This window comes from Tersicoccus mangrovi (genome assembly GCF_036881825.1).
Lineage (GTDB): Bacteria > Actinomycetota > Actinomycetes > Actinomycetales > Micrococcaceae > Tersicoccus > Tersicoccus mangrovi.
The window spans coordinates 19,298-40,784 of the sequence record NZ_JBAJMW010000006.1; the positions used below are offsets into that span (position 1 = coordinate 19,298).

General features: G+C 71.0%; 31 protein-coding genes. 23 read left to right on the forward strand and 8 right to left on the reverse strand.

The window, feature by feature from the left end:
• Nucleotide 1: 1 nt before the first annotated feature.
• A complete protein-coding gene (locus tag V6N00_RS12590; protein ID WP_334232783.1) occupies nucleotides 2-1,939 on the reverse strand; it encodes an alpha/beta hydrolase in 1,938 nt (645 codons plus the stop codon).
• On the reverse strand, nucleotides 1,939-2,298 hold the full coding sequence (locus V6N00_RS12595) for a DUF6507 family protein (RefSeq protein ID WP_334232784.1): 360 nt from the start codon (nucleotides 2,296-2,298) through the stop codon (nucleotides 1,939-1,941). Before V6N00_RS12595 ends, V6N00_RS12590 begins: the two co-directional genes overlap by 1 nt.
• 137 nt (nucleotides 2,299-2,435) lie before the next feature.
• On the opposite strand from V6N00_RS12595, the gene V6N00_RS12600 reads away from it, so the two are divergent.
• From V6N00_RS12600 to V6N00_RS12655, 12 genes are all read left to right on the forward strand, one after another.
• On the forward strand, nucleotides 2,436-2,723 hold the full coding sequence (locus V6N00_RS12600; protein ID WP_334232785.1) for a hypothetical protein: 288 nt from the start codon (nucleotides 2,436-2,438) through the stop codon (nucleotides 2,721-2,723).
• Between the two features lie 6 nt (nucleotides 2,724-2,729).
• A complete protein-coding gene (locus V6N00_RS12605) occupies nucleotides 2,730-3,272 on the forward strand; it encodes a hypothetical protein (RefSeq protein WP_334232786.1) in 543 nt (180 codons plus the stop codon).
• A 69-nt stretch (nucleotides 3,273-3,341) separates the two neighbouring features.
• A complete protein-coding gene (locus V6N00_RS12610) occupies nucleotides 3,342-3,623 on the forward strand; it encodes a hypothetical protein (protein WP_334232787.1) in 282 nt (93 codons plus the stop codon).
• A gap of 56 nt (nucleotides 3,624-3,679) precedes the next feature.
• Nucleotides 3,680-3,985: a hypothetical protein gene (locus V6N00_RS12615; RefSeq protein ID WP_334232788.1), complete on the forward strand. Its 306-nt coding sequence runs from the start codon at nucleotides 3,680-3,682 to the stop codon at nucleotides 3,983-3,985.
• The gene (locus V6N00_RS12620; protein ID WP_334232789.1) at nucleotides 3,982-4,350 is read left to right on the forward strand and encodes a hypothetical protein; all 369 of its coding nucleotides are present in this window, start codon (nucleotides 3,982-3,984) and stop codon (nucleotides 4,348-4,350) included. The genes V6N00_RS12615 and V6N00_RS12620 overlap by 4 nt, the downstream gene beginning before the upstream one ends.
• Before the next feature lie 3 nt (nucleotides 4,351-4,353).
• Entirely contained in the window at nucleotides 4,354-4,650 is a 297-nt protein-coding gene (locus V6N00_RS12625) for a hypothetical protein (protein ID WP_334232790.1), read from the forward strand.
• A gap of 59 nt (nucleotides 4,651-4,709) precedes the next feature.
• On the forward strand, nucleotides 4,710-4,988 hold the full coding sequence (locus V6N00_RS12630) for a hypothetical protein (RefSeq protein ID WP_334232791.1): 279 nt from the start codon (nucleotides 4,710-4,712) through the stop codon (nucleotides 4,986-4,988).
• Nucleotides 4,985-5,224 carry a hypothetical protein gene (locus V6N00_RS12635; protein ID WP_334232792.1) on the forward strand — a complete coding sequence of 80 codons (240 nt, stop codon included), beginning with the start codon at nucleotides 4,985-4,987 and terminating at the stop codon, nucleotides 5,222-5,224. The genes V6N00_RS12630 and V6N00_RS12635 overlap by 4 nt, the downstream gene beginning before the upstream one ends.
• 10 nt (nucleotides 5,225-5,234) lie before the next feature.
• Nucleotides 5,235-5,564: a nucleoside triphosphate pyrophosphohydrolase gene (locus V6N00_RS12640; RefSeq protein WP_334232793.1), complete on the forward strand. Its 330-nt coding sequence runs from the start codon at nucleotides 5,235-5,237 to the stop codon at nucleotides 5,562-5,564.
• On the forward strand, nucleotides 5,561-5,776 hold the full coding sequence (locus V6N00_RS12645) for a hypothetical protein (RefSeq protein WP_334232794.1): 216 nt from the start codon (nucleotides 5,561-5,563) through the stop codon (nucleotides 5,774-5,776). Before V6N00_RS12640 ends, V6N00_RS12645 begins: the two co-directional genes overlap by 4 nt.
• Nucleotides 5,773-6,060: a hypothetical protein gene (locus V6N00_RS12650; RefSeq protein WP_334232795.1), complete on the forward strand. Its 288-nt coding sequence runs from the start codon at nucleotides 5,773-5,775 to the stop codon at nucleotides 6,058-6,060. The genes V6N00_RS12645 and V6N00_RS12650 overlap by 4 nt, the downstream gene beginning before the upstream one ends.
• A 91-nt stretch (nucleotides 6,061-6,151) precedes the next feature.
• A complete protein-coding gene (locus tag V6N00_RS12655) occupies nucleotides 6,152-6,409 on the forward strand; it encodes a hypothetical protein (RefSeq protein WP_334232796.1) in 258 nt (85 codons plus the stop codon).
• Between the two features lie 21 nt (nucleotides 6,410-6,430).
• Here V6N00_RS12655 and V6N00_RS12660 read toward each other — a convergent pair whose 3' ends face one another.
• From V6N00_RS12660 to V6N00_RS12680, 5 genes are all read right to left on the reverse strand, one after another.
• Nucleotides 6,431-7,093: a hypothetical protein gene (locus tag V6N00_RS12660; RefSeq protein WP_334232797.1), complete on the reverse strand. Its 663-nt coding sequence runs from the start codon at nucleotides 7,091-7,093 to the stop codon at nucleotides 6,431-6,433.
• Between the two features lie 11 nt (nucleotides 7,094-7,104).
• A complete protein-coding gene (locus tag V6N00_RS12665; protein ID WP_334232798.1) occupies nucleotides 7,105-7,734 on the reverse strand; it encodes a hypothetical protein in 630 nt (209 codons plus the stop codon).
• A 28-nt stretch (nucleotides 7,735-7,762) separates the two neighbouring features.
• Complete coding sequence (locus V6N00_RS12670) at nucleotides 7,763-9,022, reverse strand: pentapeptide repeat-containing protein (RefSeq protein ID WP_334232799.1); 1,260 nt, start codon at nucleotides 9,020-9,022, stop codon at nucleotides 7,763-7,765.
• Nucleotides 9,023-9,093: 71 nt separating this feature from the next.
• Nucleotides 9,094-9,741, reverse strand: coding sequence for a hypothetical protein (locus tag V6N00_RS12675; protein ID WP_334232800.1), 648 nt, complete (start codon nucleotides 9,739-9,741; stop codon nucleotides 9,094-9,096).
• Nucleotides 9,741-10,397, reverse strand: coding sequence for a hypothetical protein (locus tag V6N00_RS12680; protein WP_334232801.1), 657 nt, complete (start codon nucleotides 10,395-10,397; stop codon nucleotides 9,741-9,743). Before V6N00_RS12680 ends, V6N00_RS12675 begins: the two co-directional genes overlap by 1 nt.
• A 159-nt stretch (nucleotides 10,398-10,556) precedes the next feature.
• On the opposite strand from V6N00_RS12680, the gene V6N00_RS12685 reads away from it, so the two are divergent.
• The 9 genes from V6N00_RS12685 (at nucleotide 10,557) to V6N00_RS12725 (ending at nucleotide 14,959) form a co-directional block, all read left to right on the forward strand.
• Complete coding sequence (locus tag V6N00_RS12685; protein ID WP_334232802.1) at nucleotides 10,557-10,916, forward strand: hypothetical protein; 360 nt, start codon at nucleotides 10,557-10,559, stop codon at nucleotides 10,914-10,916.
• Between the two features lie 82 nt (nucleotides 10,917-10,998).
• Nucleotides 10,999-11,193, forward strand: a complete 195-nt coding sequence (locus tag V6N00_RS12690) for a hypothetical protein (RefSeq protein WP_334232803.1) — start codon at nucleotides 10,999-11,001, stop codon at nucleotides 11,191-11,193.
• Entirely contained in the window at nucleotides 11,190-11,621 is a 432-nt protein-coding gene (locus V6N00_RS12695; RefSeq protein WP_334232804.1) for a hypothetical protein, read from the forward strand. Before V6N00_RS12690 ends, V6N00_RS12695 begins: the two co-directional genes overlap by 4 nt.
• A complete protein-coding gene (locus V6N00_RS12700) occupies nucleotides 11,618-11,941 on the forward strand; it encodes a hypothetical protein (protein WP_334232805.1) in 324 nt (107 codons plus the stop codon). Before V6N00_RS12695 ends, V6N00_RS12700 begins: the two co-directional genes overlap by 4 nt.
• A 121-nt stretch (nucleotides 11,942-12,062) precedes the next feature.
• Nucleotides 12,063-12,335, forward strand: a complete 273-nt coding sequence (locus tag V6N00_RS12705) for a helix-turn-helix domain-containing protein (protein WP_334232806.1) — start codon at nucleotides 12,063-12,065, stop codon at nucleotides 12,333-12,335.
• Nucleotides 12,332-13,732: a type II toxin-antitoxin system HipA family toxin gene (locus tag V6N00_RS12710; RefSeq protein ID WP_334232807.1), complete on the forward strand. Its 1,401-nt coding sequence runs from the start codon at nucleotides 12,332-12,334 to the stop codon at nucleotides 13,730-13,732. Before V6N00_RS12705 ends, V6N00_RS12710 begins: the two co-directional genes overlap by 4 nt.
• Nucleotides 13,733-13,858: 126 nt before the next feature.
• Nucleotides 13,859-14,158 carry a hypothetical protein gene (locus V6N00_RS12715; RefSeq protein ID WP_334232808.1) on the forward strand — a complete coding sequence of 100 codons (300 nt, stop codon included), beginning with the start codon at nucleotides 13,859-13,861 and terminating at the stop codon, nucleotides 14,156-14,158.
• Between the two features lie 16 nt (nucleotides 14,159-14,174).
• A complete protein-coding gene (locus V6N00_RS12720; RefSeq protein WP_334232809.1) occupies nucleotides 14,175-14,459 on the forward strand; it encodes a hypothetical protein in 285 nt (94 codons plus the stop codon).
• Between the two features lie 119 nt (nucleotides 14,460-14,578).
• A complete protein-coding gene (locus V6N00_RS12725) occupies nucleotides 14,579-14,959 on the forward strand; it encodes a hypothetical protein (RefSeq protein ID WP_334232810.1) in 381 nt (126 codons plus the stop codon).
• Between the two features lie 62 nt (nucleotides 14,960-15,021).
• Here the strand turns inward: V6N00_RS12725 and V6N00_RS12730 are convergent, their stop codons facing one another.
• Nucleotides 15,022-15,777 (reverse strand): hypothetical protein, encoded by a 756-nt coding sequence (locus V6N00_RS12730; protein WP_334232811.1) that lies wholly within the window; start codon nucleotides 15,775-15,777, stop codon nucleotides 15,022-15,024.
• 1,830 nt (nucleotides 15,778-17,607) lie between these two features.
• On the opposite strand from V6N00_RS12730, the gene V6N00_RS12735 reads away from it, so the two are divergent.
• Together V6N00_RS12735 and V6N00_RS12740 are read left to right on the forward strand one after the other, a co-directional pair.
• Nucleotides 17,608-20,070: a type IV secretory system conjugative DNA transfer family protein gene (locus tag V6N00_RS12735; protein ID WP_334232812.1), complete on the forward strand. Its 2,463-nt coding sequence runs from the start codon at nucleotides 17,608-17,610 to the stop codon at nucleotides 20,068-20,070.
• Nucleotides 20,070-21,482 carry a hypothetical protein gene (locus V6N00_RS12740; RefSeq protein ID WP_334232813.1) on the forward strand — a complete coding sequence of 471 codons (1,413 nt, stop codon included), beginning with the start codon at nucleotides 20,070-20,072 and terminating at the stop codon, nucleotides 21,480-21,482. Before V6N00_RS12735 ends, V6N00_RS12740 begins: the two co-directional genes overlap by 1 nt.
• The last annotated feature ends 5 nt before the right edge of the window (nucleotides 21,483-21,487 follow it).

The window sequence follows — 21,487 nt, forward strand, 5'->3', positions numbered from 1 at the left end:
TTCACCGTTCGAGACTATCGACCGGGACCCACTCGAGGCGCCCGTCGGTGAAGTCCCACGGCCGGGTCTGGATCGGGCTTTCGTATCCGGATGCCGTGTGCTCGTCCGGGACGTACTTGACCACCTTGCCGCCTTCGATGACGCCCTGGATGACGCGGGCCGAGGTGGAGGACTGTTGGAAGTACTCGTCGTGCCCGTGCAGAAGGGACCGTGGATCCATGTCGTCGGCGAACCCGGTCTCCAGGCGTTGCGGACGCATCGAGTACGGTTCAGCTCCTGCCAGGAACCCGGGGCCGTGCTGGTCCCCGGCTGCACCTTGCGCCATCGCGATGGGGTCGTCCCTGGTCTGCAGCCAGTAACGGTGAGCATTCGGACTCGCCGTGTCTGCTGGGCTGGCAACGCCGTGACCGGGGCCGGCGGGGGCGACGTAGACGATGTTCGTGGCGGTCAGACCGTGCTTCTCCGCGGTGCCGAGCAATGGTGCTCCTGCGCTGTGTGCCACGTACGTCGATCTGGTGCCCGGGTTGGATTCCAGATCGATAGCGTGATCGAAAGCGGCCAGCAGCGGTGCCCCCTCGTCGTCGAAGCGGGGAGTGAGGTTGTCGGAGATGACCTGGTTGGGCATGTCGGCGCCTTGCCAGTAGAACGACACCCGGTCCGGCCCCGGGGTCCCGTCGATCGCGTCCAGGTCCTCCAGCCGGGTGTTGAGCTTGCCGAGATCCGAGGTCGTTCCGGGAACGTAGGTGGCGACCTTGTTCGTGGCCTGCGTGAAGGTGCCCTTCATGGCGACCACCCGGCCATCCCCGTCGGCGCTCACCATCACCAGGGGCGTTCGGTTGTTGACCGCGTAGTCCAGTCCGGTCGCCACGCTTTCCCGGTCCTGAGCCTCCAGGGACGTCCGCCGGAGACGGGCTGGATCTCCTGTCCACGAGCCGGCCACCAAGACGGGCGCCTTCTCGCGGACGTCCTGCCGGTAGGCGACGACGTTGATGCTGTTGGCCTTGACCCGGGCGGCCATCGGGATGCCGTTGAGCGCGCCGAGCGCCCCGGCGTAGGTGAGCAGCATCCGATCCTGCTCACCCGGGGGTAGCGACAGCCAGGCGGCTCTGACCGCGTCGATCCGGGCGAACGGGTCGTCGGGGTGCGAGGACGCAGCTGCCCCCAGGACCCGCTCCCCCGACCCGGCCGGCGCGAACAGCTCCGCACCGCCGGTGGGAAGCTGCTGGTGCGCGAGGACCTGCGCGAGTTCCGGGTTGGCTAGCGACCAGTCCATCAGCTCATCCCGGGGCAGGCCTTGGACCTGCCCGTAGAGCGAGGCGGCCGTCGGCTTGACCCCCAGCCGGGTGTCCCAGCTGGTGGTGACCGCGGCGAATCCGGCCGCCGGCAGCGCCCCGGGTGCACCAGCCCCAGCGCCGTCGGGGAGCAGGTCCTCTTCCCCGCCGGCGATCCCGGACAGGGCGTCGGCGGTGCGCTGCTTGAGCTCCTCCCAGCGGGCGGCCAGGTCGGTGGCCTGTTCGTTGAACCCGGTCACGGTGGCCCGGTCGGTCGCCCGCTCATCGTCGGTGCGGGACTGATCGGTCGCGTCGTCGGCGGCGGACCGCACGCGGGGCAGTTCCGCCTCCAGGGCGCGGGACTGGCGGGTCAATTCGCGGCCCTGCTCGGCGAAGTCGTCCAGGGTGGTGCGAGCAGTGCGGGCGGCCGTGACCCAGGCGTCGGCCGGAGGGGCCAAGTCATCGAGCGCGGCGTGCACCTGTTGCTCGGTCTCGGGGTGCCGGTACGCGGCGTGCAGGCCCCGCCAGTCGGCGGCGGCGTCGGCCAGGAAGCCGCGGACCAGTCTGGCCTCCCGTTCCAGGTCCTCGGCGGCGATGGTCACCGCCGCCCAGTCGACGTCGATGTCGGGGATCGCCGCTACGGCCAGCGGGGTCGTCGTCGCGGTCATCAGTGCGGCTCCGGTCCGCCGGCACGACGGTCGAGGGCCAGGTCGGCGTTCACCTGGGACATCGCGGTGGACGCTGCAGCGCTCATGGCACCGTCCGCCTCCGCGAACGCGGCAGTGGCGTCGACCACGGCGTCGGACTTGCGCAGCAGGTTCCGCGCCAGCCGGTCACCCATGTCCTCCCGGGGGCTCAGGAACGCGTCGAAGGCGTCCGCCACGACCCCGCACCGGCGCAGCGCCGCCTCGGCGCGCCGCCCGGCCGTGCCGAATCCGCGGCCCGCGGCCGCCAGCGACTCGGCGTGCCCGGCCACACCGGACAAGGCCAGGTACACCCCGGTCGGGTCGATCTCGTAACTGGTCATGCTGGCGATCCCCCTCGCCGCTGGTCGGTCCGGTCACCCACACCGTAACCACATCGCACCCTGATCCGGGAGGGTATCGGGGCAGCTCAAGGGGTTTCCCTCCCCCGGCGGCCGGAGACGCGGTAGCGTCCGCACACATGGGGGCCATGACCAAGGACAAGCTCACCGTGCGCTTCTTCGACATCAACACCACCGGCGACGTCACGCGCCGCCGTGCCCAGCTGGCATCCTCGATCGGCTGGCTGGAGACCAGCCTCCGTGCCCTCAAGGACGCGCTCGAGAACGGCACCGACCTGCCCGACGCGGTCAGTGTCGCCCAGCGGGCCGGAACCGTCTCGGTCGACACCGCCCGGTACAAGGAGGCCCTGGAGCGGCGGAACATGTTCGAGGCCCTCACCGGCCGCGCGGACGCCGCGGAGGCCTGATCCGCCGTGACGGCCTTCTACCTGGTCGCCTACGTGCTCGTGGCCCTCGCCGTCCTCACCGGTGCCGTGCTCACCGCGGTGCGCCCGGTCCGCGACCGGCGACCGGTGCCGGATCGCACCGGCCACCCCGAGGACTGGCCAGTGCCCGCCCCGCCGACCCGAGACGCAATCGGCCGTCGCCGCACCATCGAGCTCATCCGCCTGGCCCTCGTGGGCGCGGCCATCACGGTGATGATCGCCCAGCCGATCCTGCAGGGCTTCAGCGCGGTCTCCGGGATGTTCCACCTGGTGTGCGCGGTCGGGCTGGTGTGGTGCGCGTCCGACGGCATCACCCAGGCCCGCGTGCAGGAGAACCCGTTCGAGGGACTGGTGACGTTCCCCCTGTCGGGCTGCCTCGCCATGTTCGTCGTCGCGGTCGTCGGCAAGGCCCCGGCCGAACCGTTCAACCCGTGGTGGCTGGTCCCCACCGTGCTGCTCGCGCTCAGTGCGCTGGTCGGCGTCGGCAAGGACCCACTGCCCGCCCACAGGATGGTCCGGACCGCGTACTGAGCCCTTCTCCCGACCGTGCCGGAGGGTCGTGGTGTTGAAGACTCCGGCCATGCCGTACACACGGGTTCCATGAGCGAACAGGCCAACATCCCCGACACCATCCCCACCCCCGCCGTTGGCGACGTCGTCGCCTGGGAGGTCCCGGCGAAGCCGGGAGCGGACGAGCACGCAGCGATCGGCCTGGTGGCAGAGGTCACCGACAAGCACGTCATCGTGGACGGCGGCTACTACTTCGGCCGTGACGACCTGATGATGGTCGGCACCGACGTCGAGGTGCGGCTCTGGCCCGGCACCTCGACGGAGGGCAAGCGGATCATCCAGCGGAGCAACACGGGCCACTGGCGCCGCTAGGGCACCGCGGCTCGGGCGGTGCGTCGGAGGCCAGGATGTCCGCACACATGGGGGGCATGACCACGACCCCCGTCGCACCGCTCACCGATCCCGCCACCCTGCTCGCCTTGACCGACATGCTCGACGAAGCCACCGACGTGGCCGGCGACCGGCTCTCCGCCGACGCCCGTGCCCGGATCTTCGCCGCCGTCGACACCGGCACCGCCGAGCACTGGAAGGCCGCCCGGTCCGCCGTGGTCGCCGCCCCGATGACCACCCTGTGGCAGGCCGTCGTCGCCGTCGGCTGCCCCGAGACCGCGGTACCCACCCGCGCCCAGATCCTCCTGGGCCTCGAGCACGCGATCGCCGAGGCGTACGCGTGATCACCGTCGCCGGGCAGACCCGGACCATCATCGAGCACCTCCCGTACCGCACCATCACCTGCAACCTCGGCTGCCAGCACGTCGAGCACCACCTCGTGAAGCGGACCGTCACCGTCACCCGCCTCTACCGCGCCACCGACCCCCGCCGTCGGTACATCAGCAGCTCGTTGGCCGTGGTCATCCCCCTCGCCAGCTTCCTCGAAGCCGTCGACACCGACGGCACCGTCTGGACGCGCTGGGAGATCCGGGGCGGCCGCCGCGAACTGCCCTGGCACGCCGGTGACCGGCGTGCTGCCCCCTGGTTCACCGGGTGGAAGCTGCGCAAGAACCGCGGCATCCACACCTACACCCTCACGGAGGCGTGACCGGTGGACGCCCTGAGCATCCTGGTGCACATCGACCGGGTCCGGCCCCGGCTGGGCCACTACACCCTCACCCCCGTGCCCGGGGGTTGGACCTGGTCCTGGGTCAAGGACGGGGAAGGGTTCCGGCCCGCCGTGCCGTCCCCCGACCTGCCTGCTGTGCTGCGCGCCGTCGAGAAGGACCTGATCCACCACCACACCCGCTCACTCGCCCGCCCCGCCCTCGCCCAGGTGCGGGCCATGCTCGCCGAACACGACATCACCCCGGCCGCAGCACCGCTACCCGCCGGGGCGGCCGCATGACGGACCGGCCCAGCGGTGCCTTGACGCTCGAGGTCGGGGCGTCCGCACACATGGGCGGCATGAGCACCGAGACCACCAGCCTGCCCGCGGACACACCGCCGACCGATCAGCCCCCCACTGAGGCCACGCGCCGGGCCCTGAGCCGACTGCACCGGTACGCCGCCGCCATGGTGATCACCGCAACCGCCCTCCTGGCCCTGACCTCCCTGATGGACGAGGCGCTGCTGATCAACCTGGCCGTCACCGTCGCCACCGTCGGTGGGCTCGCGGCCATCTGGCGGGCCGAGACCCGCCTCCTCGACCAGCTCGAGACCGAGCGGGACGAGGAGGACCGGTGACGGCCCTGCTGCCGCAGACCACGCCCCCTGTGAGTGAGGACGCGTCGGAGGTCGTACCGGTCAACGAGTCGGCCGGCGCCACGATCCTCGCCCTGGTGGCCCTGCTCGGGGCCTGGTTCGTCGGCCTCACCCTGATCGCCTTCGCCGAAGGCCGGTACATCATCGGCGGATGCTCCCTCACCGCCGTCGGTCTGCTCGCCCTGGCCGCCCGTACGCTGCTGTCGAGACCGAACTGAGAGGACTCCGATGGGCAAGCTGATCCGTGACCGGATCCCCGAGATCACGACCGCTGCCGGCGGGATCTGTGGCACCCGCGTCCTGGACGACGACGAGTACGCCTACCAGCTGCGCGCCAAGGTCATCGAGGAGGCCACCGAGGTCGCCGGCGCGCTCGGCCGGGACCACCTGATCGAAGAGGTCGGTGACGTGCTGGAGGTGGTCGACGCCCTGCTCGCGCACGAGGGCATCACCATGGCCGAGGTCCGCGCCGCAGCGCACGCCAAGCGGCAGGCCCGCGGTGGGTTCGCCGGCCGCCTGTTCACCACCGACTACGTCGCGCCCAAGGAGATCCGATGAGCGAGACACGGGAACGCCCCGTTCGACGGTTCGACCGGTACGACGTCGCCGAGTGGGTCGCGACCATCGGCACGATCGCCTGTGCCGTCGGCTTCGCCGTCGTCGCCGTGATGACCGGCCCCGACTCCCTGATGTGGTCGGCGTTCTGCGGCTTCACGTCCGCCATCTCCCTGCTGACGCTGGCCCACTTCAAGTGGGGGTGGCCCGATTGAGCCGGTTCCTCGCCGGCCAGTATTCCCTGGTCGGGATCTGCCGACGCGCCATCCTCGAGCCGGGCACCATCCTGACCCGCACCGTGGTCGGCGCCTGGATCGGAGTCGCGGTGATCGCCCTGTCCGCACTGGGGTGCCTGGCCATCACCACGCTCGCCGCCCTGGTGCTGCGCAACCCTGCCATGATCATCCTCGGACTGGTCGCCTCCATCACATCCGCGTTGATGGCCCTGATCGACACACGCCCACGGTCCGTCCGCTTCCCCGATGAGGACCGCTCCTGACCGGGACGGCGCGACACGCGGACGTCCCGCTCCCCCACCTCGGCAGCGTGCTGGGTGATGATCGGAAGGCCACTGATCGAAGGGGGCCCTCATGCTGTTCACCGTTACCCGTGAGACGACCGGGTACCGGCTGGTGGGGCACCGCTGCGACGGGACCACCGAGGAGATCACCGACGGGTTCGCGACGCTGGACCGGCTCGCCGCCCACCTCGTCCACCTGCACGAGACCAGCCTGGACTGGAAGCCGATCAGCCGGCCCGACGCCGAGCGGCTCGTCCGCTACGGCCTCACCGGGTACCTGCGCCTCGTCGACGGTTACCTCGAAGCCACCGCCCTCGCCACCGCCTGACGTCGGACCGCGCCGGCCGTGTCAGCGGACGGTGTTCAGGACGTGGCGGCGGGTGCGGTTCATCCCGGCCAGCCCGACCAGCCACGGGCGGGAGTCGAATGAGGACGCGGCCTGGGTGAAGACCAGCGGGTCTCCCATCCGCCGCTGACGGCCGAGCAGGAACGGCTGTCCGTACGGGTTCTCGGCACCGAGGTCGGCCAGCAGTTGCAGGACCGCCGGGGTGAGCGCTGTGACGGCCGGGGCCTTCTCGTCCGGGGTGATGACCAGCGGCACGGACTCGGCGAGGGCTGCGAACCGGGGGTCCGGCTCGATCACCGGCTCGGAGGCCTCGTGGATTCCGCAGCCGAAGGTGACCTCCGGGTGCTCCGGGCTCGGCAGGGCGATCGTCGGCGTACCCTTGTCGAGGACCCGGACCAGGTCGGTCATCCGGACGGCCCAGGTGCCGATCATCACCGGCTCCATGACCACGCCGGCAGGCTCGGTGATCGGGGTGAAGGTGCGGATGAACACCGTCCCGTCGGTCGCCTCGATCACCAGGGCGTCGTTCTGCACGAGCACCCGGAACGCGCGCCGGTCCTCGGGCACCCGGTGGTTATCGCCCACCAGCAGCACCGCGCGCAGCGCCTGGTTCAGCGTCCCGGGGTCGACGGTCAGGACGGTGCGGGTCATGGTCGGTGTCGTCATGGTGGCGCTCATCAGCGGGTCGAGAGGCGGTCGGGGGCTCTGAACAGCTCGGCCATGCCGGTCAGCCACGGGCGCGCATCCATCAGGGAGGACGCTTGCGAGAAGACCAGGCCGGGGCCGACCGGGAACATCACCAGCGGGTGGCCGGCCGGGTCGATCTTGCCGAGCTCGACGATCTCGCCCATGATCCGCGGCTGGAGCTGCATCACTCCGGGCCTGACCCTGCCGCGAAGCAGGGCGTCGAGCATCCTGGCGCGCTGGGCGAAGATGGTCGCCTCCTCCAGGACCGGCGTGGAGGCGAGCGGCGTCTCCCCGCGCATCGCGATCAGCCTGGTGGTCGCTCCGTCGGCGATCTGGAGCGTAACCGGACCGTCGAGGGCGTACCCGTAGATCAGCGAGGCCATGTGCGTGTCGATCGCGACCGGCCCGAACGACGCGGTGGTCTCGGCGGTCAGCGTGGCGAAGGTGCGCACGAACAGGCGCTTGCCTACTACCTCGAGCACGAGCGCCTCGTCCCGCACGAGCAGACGAACGCCCTGCGCGTGAAGCGAGTCGCGGCTGACCTTGAGCGCGGCGTCGAGCGCACGAGCGAGCTGGGCGCCGTCGACAGTGATGGTGGGGCGGGTCTGGGTAGTGGTCATGACCCTCATGTGTGCGGACACCCCCGCCTCACCCGCCGGAGTTGGGTGGCACCACCGTAGGCGGCCACTTGTCCGACTTCACGTTCGCCGGCTTGCCTGACTCGTCATCCCAGTCGAACACCGGGCCAGGATTCCAGGCTGTCGGGCTATCGAACGAGATTTTGCCGGAGATTGAGAAGCGGGCGCGCTCGAACCAAGTTCTTCCCGAGAAACGGGCGCGGTCGAACCAGGTGTGCCCGCTGAAATGGGTGTCATGGAATGTGGTGGTACCGAGAAATTGAGCAGTGATGAACTCGATGTCTCCGTCGAATCGGGCGCCGTCGAAGGTGGTCCTACCCGAGAAGTCGGTGCCTACGAACGCTGTGGGGCCGATGAAGTGGGCACCGTCGAACTGGGTGTCCCCGGCGCATATGGACTTGGCGAAAAGGGTAGTTCCGATGAAGCTGGCCCGGTTGAATCGGGTCATCCCAGTGAAGTGGGTGGAAGAGAAGTCGACTTCCTCCAGAACAGCGCCGCGGAAATCGAGGTTACACCCAACCCAATTCGGTGTTGCGTTGACCATCAAATGCTGGGCAATGATCGCTTGGATCGTCTGGCGTACCTGGCGATCGTTGGCGCGTACGGTGTAGGTGCTCTCCCACCCCACTTTGTCGGCCTGCTTCTTCTCGGCCAGCCCGCTCGACCCGTGATCGGGGTCGTAGGGGAGGCGGAGGTAGCCGCAGAGGACGTCGATGCACTGCTGCATCTGGGCGGGCGTGCCTTCGTCCGCGACGCCGGCCATGGCATACACCCCTGAGATCCGCACGGCGGGGTCCGAATCGCCCAGCTGTTTGGCGGCCGCGCCGAACCTCTCCACGAACAGACCGTCCTCGTGGACGCGTTGCCGTCGGTAGGCGACGACCAGGGCAACGACGCCGCCGAGCCCCGCTGCAGTCCAAAGGGCAAATTGGACCGCGTATTGTGCCGCAGTTTCTCGCAGGAGGGCGATGTAGAAGCCTAGCGACAGCAGGACGACGAGCACTGAGATGGCGCCCATCCCGATGACCGCCCCCAGAAGCGAGGTGCTACTAATTGACCGACGCAGGGCTTCACGTGTTCGAGATGACAGCAGCGCGGCTACAACGCCCACTGCGGTAATACCGAGTACGACCAGAAGCTGACCCAGGATACGGTCGGACCCCGGCATGAGGGCGGACGCAAGGCCGAACACGGCAGCCCCGAGAAGGATCGGAACGGCCACTCGTAACGCGATGCGTCTCACTCGTCGCGGGTTCCCCTCGTTCGCCATGGAAGGACGGTACGACACCGTGCGCCCGGCGTCTCGGATGCCCGCATCGTGGCGCGGCCGCGCCCGGTCGCTCAGGCGTTGATCGGCGCGAAGGGCTGCTTCTGGGTGGTGACGTACAGGCCGGTCACCCACGGGTCCTCCTGCTTCGGGCCGCGGTGCTCGAAGACGTGCGGGTTCAGGACCCCGTGCTCGACCCGCCGCACGGTCAGCTCGCCGACACGGGACCGCAGGGCGGTGATCCGGCGCAGCGGACCTGCGATCGTCGTCGGAGCCGCAAGCACGCCGTCCTGCAGCACATGGGCGGTGCGGGCGGTCTCCTCCATCCTCAGCAGGACCTGCACCGGGATGAACCGGTACTCCTCCACGGTCTCCAGGTCGACGGTTCGGTCGCCGACGTCCACGTGCACCTCGCGGCCGCCGTCGCGCAAGGCGAACACGACCGGGTCGATGGTGCCGATGAGCTCGACCAGGCGCCGGGCCTCGGCCACCGGCAGCGCGAACGCCGGGACCTCCTTGCGGCCATCCACAGTGGTGTCGCCGCCGTCGGCGTGGACGAGCAGGAAGGTGTCCGTGCCCGCAACGGACACCGTCCCGTCGGCCACGGTCAGCAGCACGAAGCGGACGCGGTCCATCGTTCCCCGGGCGCCGGCGACGACCAGGGCGGCCTTCAGGGCGCGGGCGAGCTCGCGGGGCTGGGTAGCGGTGAACGTGGCGACCATCAGATCAACACCGTCTGCTCGGCGGCCGGGGCGGCGTACATGCCGATCAACCACGGATCTTCGTCCTCCCGAGCGCATGTGAAGGCGCTGCGGATGGTCGACCTCGTCTGCACGTTGGCGATGTGCAGGTTGCCCGGCGTCGCCGTCAGGCGGCTGATCCGGCGCAACTGCAGCGCGATCCGGGCAACGGCGTAGCGGACGGTCAGGTTGACGATCGGGGCGCCGTCCGATTCGACGAGCTCCTCGAGCTGCGCGTCCATCACGAGGTCGTGGGTTTGGGCGGGGATCGCGAGGCCGAAGTCGCGGACACCGAACCCGAAGGCGACCGTCAGCAAGGGCCCGTCGACCCAGCATCGAGCCGTTCCACCTCGGCCGAGGAAGGCGACGAGCTGGCGCACCTCCGACACCGGCAGCACGAAGTCGACGATGTCGGCCCACGCTTCCGCGGCGCCACCGAGGGCCCGCACCAGGAGTGCCCCGTCGCTTCCGGTCACGGAGATCGACCCGCCGGTGACGGTGGCGCGGACGAACCGCTGATCGCGCTCTGCGTGCGGGGCGCCCGCGGCGACCAGGGCCGCCTTCAGGGCGCGGACGAGCTCGCGCGGCTGGGTGGCGGTGAACGTGGGGGCCTCGTGCTGGGGCTCGTTGGCGGTCATGGCACCCATGTGTGCGGCAGTGCGGCGCTCCCCCGGCCACGGATCGTAGGAGATCGCTGGGGGTCGGAACGGCCGTGTCAGGGGAGGCGGCCCGGTCCGCACACATGGCGGGCACCGCGTCGGAACCGCCGACGCACACCGCGAACGGACTCACCCGCCATGGCCACCGACCAACTCACCGCCTTCCTGACCGACCGGCTCGCCGTCCAGGGCGTGAACAGCTTCGTCATCGAGCACCTCGTGGCCGACCTGCGCGAGCAGTTCGACATCCGGGAGAAGGTCGTGGTCCCGAAGGAGGCGCCGGCGCCGGCCCTCGGGCAGGTCTGGCGGAACAAGACCAGCGACCGGCTGGTCCGCATCATCGTCCTTCCGGGCCAGTTCATCCTCACGGAAGATGGCCGCAGCATCCGCACCGACTCCGTGCACTGGGAGGCGCTCACCGGGCGCGGCCCGAAGACCGGTAAGGTCTACGCGCAGAACTGGGACAGCCGCTTCGAGTTCGTCTCGGACGCAGCATGACCGTCCACGCCCTCCCCCGACTGGCCGGGGCCCGGACCAGCGCCCGCGCCTTCGCCGCTGCATTCCCGACCCGGCCGACGGGATGATCACCATCGACGCCACCGGCATGGCGGCCGCGTCCCAGTCCTTCGCTGACGAGCTCGTCGTCCAGCTGCTCCGTGAGCGACCCACCACGCATCTGACAGTGCTCGGCCCGACCGAACGGTTCGCCCGACACCTCACCGCCACAGCCGGGCGCCTCGGTGTGCAGGACCGGCTGACCATCGCCCCGCGGTGAACGCGCGACGTCGCGCACCTCGGCTCCTGGCCCCGACCGTGGTCCTCGGCCTCGACCTGGCCGCCATCATCTGCGCCGTGCACTTGGTCGCCGCGCTGCCCACGGGCGTGCCCGTGCTCCTCGTGCTGGTCCTTGCCGCCCTCGGTCTCGCCGGCATCGCCGTGCTCGTGCTGGCCGGCGCCGGCGTGCTCACCCCGCGGCACCCGGTCGACGGACTCGGTGCCTCGACCGGGATCCTGTTCGCCGCCGCCCTGGTGGCCGCCGCGGTCAACCTCTACGGCCCCGCCGGGGCGCTTGCGCTCCTGCTGGTCGCCGGGGACCTCCGAACCTCCGAAGCTCGGTGCTCGAGCGGTACAGCCGTCCGCACATGGGAGGGGACAAGAGCCGGCACCGTCGGCGCCCTGACCATCCGGGGGAGGACCCCATGAACCGCAACCGCCCGAGCATCACGCCCCGCCGGGCCGCCGCCGCTGTCCTGGCCGGTGCGGTTGCGCTCTCCCTCACCGCCTGCGGCGGTTTCGACGGCGACGCCACCGTGACCGGCAAGGCCTACAACGCGCCCTACCCCCTCACCCAGATGATCTGCAATGGCAAGGGGTCTTGCACCCCGGTCATCACCTGGATGCCGGAGACGTGGACGCTTCACACGTCCAAGGGCAACCTCGACGTCATCCACCTCTGCTACGACGCCGTCAAGGTGGGGCAGACCGTGACGCAGGCCTACCTCCACCACACTTGCGGGCGCTGACCCCTACCGCCGTTGCCCGACAAGACAACCGGGAGCTCGCAGCAGCGCCAACGTTGCTACAGCAACGCCTTATGGTCGATATAGCAACGCACAAGTACAGTTAGACGATAGGATGGAAAGCATGGACCTTCTCGGCGAGCACCTACGCCAGTGGCGGATCATGCTCGGGCTCAGCCAGGAGCTGGCCGCCGAACGGGCCGACATCTCCGTCCCCACCTTGCGCCGCATCGAGCGGGGTGAACCCGGGGTGAAGCTCGGCAGCTTCCTCGCCCTCGCCCGTGTCCTGAACCTCGACAAGCGTCTCGAGGAGGCCACCGACCCGCTGAACACCGACCTGGGCCGGATGCGTGCGCACGCCCTCGGCCGGCGGCGGGCCAAGAGGAGCACTCCGTGAGCCCGCTCGAGGTGTGGCTGGACGATCGGATCGTCGGCACCTGCGTCATCGAGACCCGGCCCGGGTTCTACAAGCCGTCCCTCACGTTCACCTACCACCTGGACTGGCTGGCTGACACACAGGCCTTCCCCATCTCTCCCGACCTCCCCCTGGGCCGGGGACCGCTGACGCCTGCCCCGCACCGGAGCACCTTCCTCGCCTTCGATGACGCCGCCCCCGACCGGTGGGGACGGAGACTGCTCGATGCGGACCTGCGCCAGGCGGCCAGGCAGCGAGGCGACCGGTTCGCGTCCCCCTCCGAGATCGAGCTGCTCCTCGCCGTCAGCGATGACACCCGGCAGGGCGCCCTGCGGTTCCGCCGCGACGGGCAGTTCCTCGCGCCGCGCCACGCGCGCGCCGGCGTGGGGGACCTGTCCCGCCTCGCGGCCGCCGCGGATCGCTTCACGGACACTGGGGAGGTGGATGAGGACGTCCAGGAACTGATCGGTGTGGGGTCCTCCCCCGGTGGCGCCCAGCCGAAGGCCTGGATCCAAGATCCCAACGGCGTCATGCACCTGGCCAAGTTCCCCCGCACCTCGGACATCGGCGACGTCTCCGCCTGGGAGATGACCGCCATCCGACTCCAGGCGCGGGCCGGCATCCAAGTCCAGTCATCGTCCACGATCCCGCTGGGCCCGGACCGGTCGATCTTCCTCACCCGACGGTTCGATCGCGACGGCGCCAAGCGGATCCCGTTCATGAGCTTCCGCACCGCGTTCCAGATCGACGAGTACGACCACCCGGACTACGCGACCCTCGCCGCACGAGTCGCTTCCATCTCGAGCAGACCGGACGCCGATGCCGCGGAGCTGTTCTCGCGGGCGGCCATGGTCGCCATGGTCAACAACATCGACGACCACATGCGCAACCACGGACTACTGCACCGGGGTGGCCGGGGGTGGCAGCTGGCCCCGTCCTTCGACGTCAACCCCTCCCGCGGGGGCTCCTCCGATACGCCGCTCACCCCGGAGGACGACCCGGCCGACCGCGACATCCGGCTGCTGCTGGAACACCGCGACGCCTTTAGGCTGACCCACGAGCACGCCGTCGAGCGTCTGCGCGCCGTCGACGCGGCCGTCTCCCACTGGCGCGAGGACGCTGTCGCCAGCGGAGTCGAACCCGACGCGCTCGACTTCATGGCACGAGCCTTCGAGGGGCCGAACCGAGCCGCGGTGGCCGCTCTGACGACCCGGCGCCCCACGGCTCCCCCGGCCGTCGGCTTGGCACAGCAGGCAACGAACCCGAACCCGGCTCCTGCCGGACGCGCCGCCGCCGGACCGGGTGACGTGTGGGTGCGCCCTCACACTCGCCGGGGCCGGACGGTCGAAGGCCACTTCCGCCGCCGTCGCATCCGCTGATCTGGCCGCCGGCGTCGCTCCTCCCAGGCCGCCCCCTCGGCGACGTCGGGCACGGCCGCCGGTGCCGCACACATGGTGATCGCCAGCACCGGACCCGCCGGTGACCGCCGCACCGAGGAGAACTCCATGACCGCCGGCCGCCTCGAGATCGAGCTGCCCGCCCGTGCCGTCGGCCGTGACGCCGCCGTCGACCTGCTCCCGACCGACCTGCCCGAGATCGTCGTGATCGACACGCACACCCTCACCGACATCCTCGACACTGAGTTCCTCCTCGAACTGCTCGAACGGGTCCTCGGCACCTCCAAGAGCCGCAAGCTCTACCTGCGCGGCCTGACCGGGCACCAGGCCCAGGGCGTCTACTACGCGCTGCCCTTCTGCGAGTTGGACGTTGCCTCGGCTGCCGCGCGCGTGAAGTTCATCCCCTGACCCGATGGAGGTCACGATGCCAACCCCGATCCAGACCATCGTCCTGCCCGCCCGCGTCGTCGGCCGCGGTACGGCCATCGACCTGGTCCCCGGCACGCTGACCGGCACCGTGGTCATCGACTGCGAGGCGGTGACCGCCTTCGACGACGAGTTCTGTGCCGAGCTGCTGCACCTGACCCTCGACGCCCACCCGGGCACCCGCCTGTACTTCCGCGACCTGGGCCGCCCCATGGCCGTCCCCCTGGCCGACGCCGCCCGCGCCGGCGGTCACCGCGACCGGGTCAGCACCGACCTGTACTGACCCGGCCACCACACCGTCGCCCTTCCCGGCGACGTCGTGCACGACGGCCGGCGCCGCACACATGAGGGGTATCAACCCCCGGGACCACCCGGGCACCCCACCTGGAAGGACGGACCACGATGACCACCACCACCATCCCCGCCGACCTGGACGTCGCCGCCGGCAAGCGCACCCTGGCCGACCACGCCGCCGAGACGGCCGCCGTGCTGCTGGCCGCCCCGGCCACCTGGTCCGGTGCAGTCGCCCTGCAGGCCGAGCTCACCGGCCGCCCCGGACCCGGCACGGCCATGACCCTCGCCCTGCTGGTCGTCGGCCTCGCCTTCGCCGCGCTCTGCCTCCCCGGCCTCGGCGCCGCCCGGGCCGTGCTCGCCGCGACCACCATCGCCTCGTTCGAGCTCTTCCTGATCGCCGGGTTCAGCGGCGGGGACTGGTGGGTCACCCTGCTCGCCGCCGTCGCCGGCCTGACCACCGGCGTCGCCCTGATCCGCACCCGGGACTGACCTCATCGACCCGGAGGCACGGGCGCGCATCCACCCGGATGCGCGCCCGTTCCCGTCCCCGGCTACTTCGCCGGAGCGGGCAGCGGGATGCCGTTCTCCTCGCCGGGCGTCGTGACCTTGCCGAGGAACGCGCCGATCCGGGCGCTGGTGATGTTTGCGAGGTTGCCGTTGGGGTGCTTGGGCGTATAGGTGCCGTCCAGGTAGAACACCACCGGCACCGGTCCCCAGTGGTTGCTGTTGGTGAAGTTCGGGGTCATGAGGAAGCCGCCGCTGCCAGCGTCGTGGCAGACCGCCCCGTTCCCGTAGCCCACACCCATCACCCGGTACTTCGTGTCGACGGGGTCGTCCTCCAGAACGCTGCCCTTCCTCCCGGAGCCGAGGACCCACTGCCAGCTTGCATTCGGCGGAGAGTCGAATCCTCCACTGTCGTTGTCGATCGACAGCGACCCGTAGACCACGTATGAGGTTGCTGCGACCACCTTCTGATCCGTCGCCCCCTGAATGACCATCGACGTATCGCCACACGGGTCCGATCCGCTACCGCCGACCGCCGCCCAACCGCGCTGGAGTGCGTCCGCGTCGTCGCCCCGCAACCCCGGATACAGGGTCAGGTGCGCCCGCTGCTTGTAGCCCTGGTCGAACTCCATGAGCAGCTCGTGCTTCTGCCCCTTGGCCAGATCGAAGGGCGGCTGGCTGTCCGCCGCGGGCGTTGACGCTTGACCGGGCGGTGGAGTGATGCCGCCGTTGGGCGGAAACCACTCGCCTTCCGTAGAGGACGGCGACGGAGACGTGTCCCCCGTACCCTCGGTCGGGTCCACGGACGGCGAAGAGAACGCCGACTCGGATGACTCCGAAGACATTGGCGAGGAGCTCGACGACTCCGTGGCCGCCGGCGAGGCTGCGGCCGTCACGGTCACCGTCACAGCTGACGTCGCCCCTCCCCCGCACCCCGTGAGAGCTACGGCGAGCACTCCCGTCGACACTACCGCCGACCACCGAACAGACTTCGACACCACCATGCTCATCACCCCTGGGCCCTTGACTTGCCAACGGTCCACCCCCACATGGTGGGCACATCCTATGAACTGCCGCGGCCGTTGGCCAGCGCCCCCGGCGATAGCCGCAAGACCGCAATCCGACAACAGTGGCCGACCGGCGCCGCCGCCCTGCCCCGCGCCGCGTAGCGGTGCGGTGGGCCGGCGATAGCCGCCGACCGCAGTGACCGGCCAGCCTGCCGGCCGGCCTGGCGACGGTGGGGTGGCCATATAGAAGAAGGTCGGGACTTCGTCCCTCCCGGCGCCTGCGGCGCGGTCCCGTGGCGTTGGCCGTCTCGGGGGCCGTTCCGTTGACCGTTTCGTTGACCTGTTCCGTTGTCCGTCCCGTGGTCGCCTTCGGCTCCCTCGGTTCGTTGACCTGGGCCTGCTCGCTGGCGCTCACCTGCCCGGGTCGTGGTGGTGGCCGTGACGGTCCCCGGTGTGGTGGCCGTGACGGTGGTGACCGGTGCGTACGGTGCCGACGTTCCGCTCGTGGTGACCCGTGGGCGCGCTGCGCGCGCGTGCGGGCTTCGCCCGCGGGCGCCGTGGCGTGGCCTTCGCTGGTGTTCGCTTCGCCGCACCGGTCTGGTTCGCTGGCGCTCACGTCGTTCCGGTGGCGTCTTGCTGCACGGCTCGGGCCTCGTCACGGCGCACCGGCTGGGGTGGGTGGTGGCGGTGGGTTGACCGGGCTCGTTGTTCCAGCCGGGGCCGTCCTCCTGCCGGTGACCGGGTGGTCGTGGGGTGGGTGGTGCTGGAGTGGGCGCCTGCGGCGCCAGGGATCGTGGGGCCGGGTGGGGCGTCTCGGGTGCCGGTTCGTGGGCCGGGGCGGTGACCGTGGCGATGTTGGCCGATCCGTCGATGGCCGGGGCTTCATGATGCGGCTGGCCTGGACGTCGGGGCTCGTCATGGTGACCGGCTCGGTGACCGGTGCGACACCCGGACCGGCAACCATCACGTTGCCCATCCCTGGGTGAACCGGCCGACCATGCGCACGCCATCATCGTCACCATCACGGTGACCGGTGCGACACCCAGACCGGCAACCAAACCGTTGCCACTGCCCGACCGCCAGGACGACCCCTCAGACCGGCACCCGTCACGCACACCCCTCGCATCACCCGCCCGCGCCGCAGGCGCCACACCACCCCCAGGCTCAACCCTGGGCACCCACCCCCACCAGACACCCCCTGCGGGCGCAGCCCGCCACACCCACCCAGCACCCCACTGACGGTGCGGGACCCGCACCACGTCGCCGCAGCCGGCCGAGGCCAGGGACACCGGAAGAGGCCGCCCCACGGCCGAAACCGGTGCGGGGACGAAGTCACCGAAGGCGGAGCCGTGACGAAACCAGAAGCCGCCGTACACAACCCAGATAGCACCACGGCGCACTGGTGAGTCCACGCTCCGCCCCCTGGCCACGACCGGCGAAGGCGACACCCGGCAACCACGGTGCACTGGGTGGGTGGAAGTGGCGGGCTGGCCGATCTGGCCCGCTTGCGGCGTTTCCCGCCATCCCAGACCCGATAATCCGCATCGTGGAAACGTGCGAAACCCCGGGTACGGGCATTCTGGCCTGATCCGGGCTGATCAGGGCTGTCTACGCATGTCCGAGGGCATGAACACTCTGCGCGCGTACCGGATGGCCAAGGCCTCCTCCGTGGACACCAACCCGATGCAGTTCAACCAGCGCACCGCCGCGTTCGCTGCCGCCGCCACCACCGCCGGGCCCGCCACACTCCTCGCCCGCCGCGACGAACGCGGCCTGCACGGGTACCTGATCGTGAGCGAGAAGGCGGCCGTGTCCAACCCGCAGCTGACCCTCGCCCAGGCCGTCGGCGCCCGCGCCGAAGCCGAACCGGACCTGCCCCACGACCTGGTCAACACCCCCGTCATCGGCCGGCTCCTCTACCACCGCTCCCCCGTGCTGCGCGAGACGCAGGCCGGGATCGACCCCGCCGAACTGCCCCGCATCCTCGGCTCCGTCATGGCCGAGGGAACCTGGGTGGCCGTCGGACTGCGCAAGCCCCGGGACCGGGAACGGAGCCGGTACGCCAAGTGGCTCGGGTACCGGCTCGGGGTGGCCGTGCCCACCCACCACTCGATGGGTGCGAACACCGTGGTCGCCACCTTCACCGCCGGTGGCCGTGACCAGCAGGACGTGCACAGCCTGCTGACCGCGATCGCCGCGGCCATGCCCGGCTTCGACCTGCAGACCCGCATCGACTACCCGTCCCGGTTCCACCGCGCCGTCGCCGGCATCCCGCTCGGGCTGGCCCTGGCCGCGGCCACCCTGTTCGGGATGCCCGCCCTGCCGGCCGAGGTCCACCCCTACGTCGCCCCGCTCACCGGCGCCCTCTACGCTGCCGCCGGGATCCTCGCCGTCGCCGGGATCGCCGCCGCGGCCGGGGTGCTGCACTCCCCGCTGACCCGCATCCGCCGCCGCCTGATGACCGGGCAGGCCCCCGCCCCGGCCATCCGCACCGGCCGGCCGCGGCCACCGCACAAGGAGTCCACCCACACCGTCCCGTTCACCCGGTCCGACGGGTCCCAGGGCACCCGCACCCGCATCGTGCCCGCCTTCGACGGGGACTACCCGCTGACCGCCGACACGTTCCTGCTCGGCCCGACCGTGATCGCCGGGCTCGTCTCCCCGCACGCCGGGGCGATCTCCGGGGTGACCACCACCGCGGACCGTCCCACCCCACCGGACGTGCTCGCCCCCATCGGCCCGATGATCGGGACCACCGCCGACGGGCACGCCCACCTGGAGGCCGCCGCCTTGAACCTGGGGGTCGCCATCGTCGGCCAACCCAACTCCGGCAAGTCCCTGCTGGTCCGCTCCCTGTTCGGCTTCTCCTGCCTCGAGCGGGTGAACCCGTCCGGGCAGCCAGGGCACGCCGGGGCCCGCAACACCCTGATCGCGTTCGAGTCCAAGGGCGACGGGATGGCCAAGTACGTCAGCTGGGCGTCCACCCTCGGTGACCGGGCCTTCCCCATCGACGTCACCGACCCGCACACCCCGCGCATCGACCTGTTCGCCGTGCCCGGGGACAACGCCGCCCGCGCCGCGTTCTTCACCAACGCCATGCGCTACGCGTTCGGGGAGAGCGCCATCGGTGACCGCTCCTACGAGACGCTGGTCGCCGTGCTGACCGCCGGGCTGGCCGTCACCGACGCGATGATCGAGGACATGGAACTGGAGGAGACCGAGGCCCTGGTCATCACCGCCGGCCAGTCCCCGCTCTACTACGCGCACCTGCTGCTGGGCGGCCGGTCCGACAACGTCGGCATCCGCCTGGCCGACGGCATCCGGTCCCTGGCGGTGAAGCTGCGCGAACGCGGCACCCCCGACCACGCGCTCGAACTGGCCACCGCCTCCCTGGCCCCGCTCTACGACGGGGTGACCCCCTCCGCGCGGCGCCCGTTCATCGAAGCGCCCCGCAACAAGGTCTTCGCCCTGCTCGCCCTGGACTCCTGGTGGGACCCGTCCCGACCGGCGGCCACCTTCGGGCAGATCCTCGACGGGCACCGCGCCGTCGTGATCAACACCGGCTCATCCCCGACCGGGGTCATCCTGGACGACTCGGCCAACCAGCAGATCTCCTCCATGCTGATGTACACCCTGCAGAACGCGATCAAGCGGCATTGCTCCGGGTGGCTGGAGGCGGGCCGGTACCTCTCGATCTTCTCCGACGAGCTGTCCTTGCTGGCCGGCACCTCCCCGGAGATCCTCGGCTGGCTGCGCGACCAGGGCCGCTCCTTCGGGGTGCAGCCCATCCTGGCCACCCAGCGACCCGAACAGCTGCCCCCGGGCCTGCGCAACAACCTGCTCACCTACGCCACCCTCATCTCCTACGCCCAGACCGACCCGGCCACCGCCCGGGAAGTGGCCGAAGCGGTCGGCGCCGCGTGGACCGCCGAGGACATCCACCACCTCGAGCCCTACACCGCGGTCATCCGCACCCAGGTGACCGGGCGACGGCAGGACGGGTTCGTCGCCGCCATCCCCAATTTCGAGGCCGACATCCCCGGCTACCCCGCCACCCAGGGCCGCACCCCGATGCTCGGAGCGGCCTGATGAGCGCCCCCGCCCTGACCCGCCCGCCGGTGCGCGGGCCCCGCCGCAAACCCGTCGACGGGATCCCCACCGAGATCATCCCCTCGGCCACCCCACTGCCCGAGGCCGCCGCCCACGAACGGTCCGACCCGTACTGGGACCGGCTCTGGGCTGTCGGCTCGACCGCCCTGTGGGCGACCGCCGAGATGACCCGGGCCCGCGCCGGGGCCGGCGGGAAGACGGACCCGCGGATGCTGACCACCCCCGAGGAGGCGCACGAGAAGCTGGCCGACCCGCGCGGGCGCACCGACCGGCACCACCTGTGGGCGGTCCTGGACTCCTGGCGCACCGTCTCGGCCGAACAGGCCGCCGCCCTGACCGGGCGCAAGGCCCTGCTCAACCCGTACAGCGCCGCGGTTCTGCCCTCCTTCCAGACCGGGGTCATCGACTTCGGCATGTACTCGAACTGGGCGAACCCGCACCCGACCACCGACCGGCACACCCTGTACCGGCCCGGGACCGCCGGCGGCTTCGACACCCACGTGCGCGACGCCCTGACCTGGCCCGAGTGGGTCACCATCACCGGCGGCTACCCGTGGTCCGGCGGGGGCCAGTACGACCGGCACAACCTGCTGGCCACCGAGCTGGGCCTGCGCGCGGCCGAGTACTTGAGCGTGGGCACTGTGCTCGGGGAGAAGCTGTCCACCGTGGACCTGCTCGCCGGCACCGGGCTGGGCAAGAGCATCACCACCCCGGACAACCGTCGCGCCGACGGGACGATCGTGCGCACCGACGGGCTGCGCATCGTCTTCGAACTGACCGCCACTGCCTCCCCCTCCTTCGAGTCCAAGGTCCGCCGGTGGGCGCAGATCCTGCGCGACCGGCCCCTGGAGTCCTCCGGCCTGGTCATCGTCTTCATCGCCGCCCCGCACCCGGACCGGTCCCGGCACGACACCCCGGACCCGGTGCACGACATCCGCCGCACCATCGTCAAGGTGCTGCGCGAGTTCCCCGGCACCAGCCCGGACTCCCCGGCCGCCCGGCTGGGCCTGGCCCACTGGGAGGACTGGTTCCCTGCCGCGCGGGAGGTCTCCGAGCAGTTCTTCTCCCTGACCACCTCCTTCCCCACCGGCCGCGGCCAGGGCCCGGACCGGTGGCGCTCGACCGGGCTGCTGACCGACTACGCGTTCACCCCGTGGACCGGTTTCGACGCCACCGCGGTGATCGAGAACGCCGCCGTCCTGCTGGCCACCCCCACCTGGCTGCGCCCGCCCAAGGACCGCACCCGCATGATCGGCTCCCCCATGTCCCGGTCGGGCCGGCTCGTCCCCGTCCCGGCGCTCACCCAGCCCGAACGGGCCAAGGGCCGCCGGCTCGGTGCCGGGGTGGGCAACGCCAAGGACACCCGCCTGCCGGCCCGGCTGCGGGTCTGACCAGA

Coding starts and splice junctions, on each gene's coding strand:
- V6N00_RS12640 (WP_334232793.1), top strand. CDS start 5,235: ATGGGCAAGCTGATCCGTGACCGGATCCCCGAGATCACGACCGCTGCC.
- V6N00_RS12715 (WP_334232808.1), top strand. CDS start 13,859: ATGACCGCCGGCCGCCTCGAGATCGAGCTGCCCGCCCGTGCCGTCGGC.
- V6N00_RS12680 (WP_334232801.1), bottom strand. CDS start 10,397: ATGACCGCCAACGAGCCCCAGCACGAGGCCCCCACGTTCACCGCCACC.
- V6N00_RS12705 (WP_334232806.1), top strand. CDS start 12,063: ATGGACCTTCTCGGCGAGCACCTACGCCAGTGGCGGATCATGCTCGGG.
- V6N00_RS12630 (WP_334232791.1), top strand. CDS start 4,710: ATGAGCACCGAGACCACCAGCCTGCCCGCGGACACACCGCCGACCGAT.
- V6N00_RS12700 (WP_334232805.1), top strand. CDS start 11,618: ATGAACCGCAACCGCCCGAGCATCACGCCCCGCCGGGCCGCCGCCGCT.
- V6N00_RS12720 (WP_334232809.1), top strand. CDS start 14,175: ATGCCAACCCCGATCCAGACCATCGTCCTGCCCGCCCGCGTCGTCGGC.
- V6N00_RS12590 (WP_334232783.1), bottom strand. CDS start 1,939: ATGACCGCGACGACGACCCCGCTGGCCGTAGCGGCGATCCCCGACATC.
- V6N00_RS12675 (WP_334232800.1), bottom strand. CDS start 9,741: ATGGTCGCCACGTTCACCGCTACCCAGCCCCGCGAGCTCGCCCGCGCC.
- V6N00_RS12610 (WP_334232787.1), top strand. CDS start 3,342: ATGAGCGAACAGGCCAACATCCCCGACACCATCCCCACCCCCGCCGTT.
- V6N00_RS12645 (WP_334232794.1), top strand. CDS start 5,561: ATGAGCGAGACACGGGAACGCCCCGTTCGACGGTTCGACCGGTACGAC.
- V6N00_RS12655 (WP_334232796.1), top strand. CDS start 6,152: ATGCTGTTCACCGTTACCCGTGAGACGACCGGGTACCGGCTGGTGGGG.
- V6N00_RS12600 (WP_334232785.1), top strand. CDS start 2,436: ATGGGGGCCATGACCAAGGACAAGCTCACCGTGCGCTTCTTCGACATC.
- V6N00_RS12595 (WP_334232784.1), bottom strand. CDS start 2,298: ATGACCAGTTACGAGATCGACCCGACCGGGGTGTACCTGGCCTTGTCC.
- V6N00_RS12690 (WP_334232803.1), top strand. CDS start 10,999: ATGATCACCATCGACGCCACCGGCATGGCGGCCGCGTCCCAGTCCTTC.
- V6N00_RS12670 (WP_334232799.1), bottom strand. CDS start 9,022: ATGGCGAACGAGGGGAACCCGCGACGAGTGAGACGCATCGCGTTACGA.
- V6N00_RS12660 (WP_334232797.1), bottom strand. CDS start 7,093: ATGACGACACCGACCATGACCCGCACCGTCCTGACCGTCGACCCCGGG.
- V6N00_RS12615 (WP_334232788.1), top strand. CDS start 3,680: ATGACCACGACCCCCGTCGCACCGCTCACCGATCCCGCCACCCTGCTC.
- V6N00_RS12740 (WP_334232813.1), top strand. CDS start 20,070: ATGAGCGCCCCCGCCCTGACCCGCCCGCCGGTGCGCGGGCCCCGCCGC.
- V6N00_RS12725 (WP_334232810.1), top strand. CDS start 14,579: ATGACCACCACCACCATCCCCGCCGACCTGGACGTCGCCGCCGGCAAG.
- V6N00_RS12665 (WP_334232798.1), bottom strand. CDS start 7,734: ATGACCACTACCCAGACCCGCCCCACCATCACTGTCGACGGCGCCCAG.
- V6N00_RS12735 (WP_334232812.1), top strand. CDS start 17,608: ATGAACACTCTGCGCGCGTACCGGATGGCCAAGGCCTCCTCCGTGGAC.
- V6N00_RS12685 (WP_334232802.1), top strand. CDS start 10,557: ATGGCCACCGACCAACTCACCGCCTTCCTGACCGACCGGCTCGCCGTC.